Origin of the sequence: Leptolyngbya cf. ectocarpi LEGE 11479, assembly GCF_015207065.1 — a bacterium.
Classification (GTDB): domain Bacteria; phylum Cyanobacteriota; class Cyanobacteriia; order Phormidesmidales; family Phormidesmidaceae; genus Leptothoe; species Leptothoe ectocarpi.
Genome location: NZ_JADEXP010000554.1, coordinates 1 through 2,500, shown reverse-complemented (window position 1 = coordinate 2,500; position 2,500 = coordinate 1). Strand labels below are relative to the sequence as shown.

General features: G+C 47.7%; 2 protein-coding genes. Both read left to right on the top strand.

Annotation, left to right across the window (positions count from 1 at the left end):
• The first annotated feature begins 522 nt into the window (after positions 1-522).
• Positions 523-834 (top strand): co-chaperone GroES, encoded by a 312-nt coding sequence (groES, locus tag IQ260_RS29805; RefSeq protein WP_193996673.1) that lies wholly within the window; start codon positions 523-525, stop codon positions 832-834.
• Between the two features lie 26 nt (positions 835-860).
• Positions 861-2,477 carry a chaperonin GroEL gene (gene groL, locus IQ260_RS29800; protein WP_193996672.1) on the top strand — a complete coding sequence of 539 codons (1,617 nt, stop codon included), beginning with the start codon at positions 861-863 and terminating at the stop codon, positions 2,475-2,477.
• Positions 2,478-2,500 lie beyond the last annotated feature (23 nt).

Sequence of the window (2,500 nt, the reverse complement as noted above, 5' to 3'; positions counted from 1 at the left end):
GCTAAGCGATAAGCTTCAGCCCGTCAACAATCGCTTATTAAGTTGTCCAAGGTTTCCTCCTTCCGAACCATCCTTGAGTTTACAGAGTTTGTAGCTTGTCTTGCACCTCACATAGCCGCCTCTTCCTGAGAGCTTGGTTTGGCCTTGCCTGCTTAAAGGCGTTACCACTTAATCTATGGTGGAGGAAGATTATCTACACCCTCCACTTATATTTTAGCAAATATATCAAGAAGTATGGGCATCTACTAAAGCTGAGAAGACCTGATTGAGTGGGAAGTCAGAGGCCAAGAGTTATTATTTAGTAGTCAGTCTGGCTTTTGCTTTCTGATGTCTGATGTCTGTCCTTCGAAAAACTCTCACCCTAAGTTGCTACCCGTCTCGCTAGATCTCACAACTTCCTCATATTGTTTTTTTATTTTAATTATGGTTGCCTACTCTGACGACAATTAGATTGAAACCTTCTTGACAAGGTTCTCAATTAGTTTTGTGTTGTCTATCATTACATAGCTAGAGGGAGGTCCCATGGCGACAGTATCTTTGCAGGTTGTGACAGTTAAACCTTTGGGTGATCGCATTTTTTTGAAAGCTAGTGCCCCCGAAGAAAAGACACAAGGTGGCATTTTGCTCCCAGATACCGCCCAGGAGAAACCCCAGATCGGGGAAGTAATTGCAGTAGGTCCTGGCAATCGGAATGAGCAAGGTGAGCACCAACCCGTCGATGTCCACGTGGGTGATAGGGTGCTTTACTCAAAATACTCAGGGACCGATATCCAGATGGGCCACGAAGACTACGTTCTAGTGGCAGAGAAAGACATTCTAGCAACGCTAGCTTAGCCGTGAATTATTAGGAGACTGTAGGGATGGCTAAATCTATTTTTTATAGTGACGAAGCTCGTCAGGCCCTAGAAAGAGGTATTGACCTGTTATCCGAGGCCGTTGCCTCTACGTTGGGGCCTCTAGGGCGCAATGTGGTATTGGAAACCAAATTTGGTGCACCTCAGATCATCAATGACGGAGTGACCATTGCCAAGGAAATTGAGCTAGAAGACCATGTGGAGAACACAGGGGTTGCTTTGATCCGTCAGGCGGCTGCTAAGACTAATGACGTAGCAGGAGACGGTACGACTACCGCTGTTGTACTTACTAGTGCGATTGTCAAAGAAGGCCTGCGCAATGTGGCTGCTGGAGCAAATTCCATGGCACTCAGACATGGCATCGAAAAAGCCGCAGACTTCGTAGTGGAACAAATCAAAGCCCACGCCCGCCCTGTTCAGGATTCTAAAGCAATCGCTCAGGTCGGCACTATCTCAGCCGGTAACGATGCTGAAGTAGGTGAAATGATAGCGACTGCTATGGAGAAAGTCGGTCACGAAGGGGTGATTACCCTTGAAGAAGGCCAGTCTATGACTACTGAGCTAGAAATTACCGAAGGCATGCGCTTTGACCGGGGCTATATTTCTCCCTACTTTGCAACTGATGCAGAGCGGATGGAAGCGTTGTTGGATGAGCCTTACATTTTGATTACAGATAGGAAAATTACTCTCATCCAAGATTTGTTACCAATTTTAGAATCGATTACGCGCATCGGCAAACCACTGCTGATCATTGCTGAAGATATTGAGAAAGAGGCCTTGGCCACCTTAGTTATTAACCAACTACGGGGTGGTTTACAGGTTGCTGCAGTCAAAGCACCTGGTTTTGGGGATCGCCGCAAAGCGATGCTGCAGGATATTGCCGCATTAACAGGGACTCAGGTAATTAGCGAAGAGACGGGTCTCTCGTTAGAGAATGCCTCAATGGAAATGTTGGGACAGGCTCGTCGTGCTACGGTTACTAAAGACACTACAACGGTTGTAGCGGAAGGTAATGAAGAGGCAGTCACAGCCCGCTGTGAACAAATCCGACGTCAGCTTGAAGAAACGGAATCTGACTATGATCAGGAAAAGCTGCAAGAGCGTTTGGCTAAGCTCTCTGGGGGTGTTGCCGTGATTAAGGTCGGTGCAGCCACTGAAACTGAAATGCAAGATCGTAAGTATAAACTGGAGGATGCGATTAATGCGACCAAGGCGGCTGTGGAAGAAGGAATTGTTCCAGGCGGTGGTACGACGTTGGCCCATCTGGCTCCCCAACTGGAAGCCTGGGCGCAAGACAATCTGGACAATGAAGAATTGATCGGGGCGTTAATTGTTGCTCGAGCCCTCTATGCGCCAATCCGACGCATTGCAGAAAATGCAGGTTACAACGGTGCGGTGATTGCTGCGCATGCTAAGGAACAGGCATTTGATGTGGGCTACGATGCCATGAAAAATCAGTTTGTCAACATGTTTGAGGCGGGCATCGTTGACCCGACGAAAGTGACTCGTAGTGGCCTTCAAAATGCGGCATCTATTGCAGCTATGACGCTTACGACTGAGTGCATTGTGGCGGAGAAGTCAGAAACTAAAGAGAGAATACCTGCTGGCGTGGGGCAGTTTTGATTAGCGACTATGGTCATTCATAG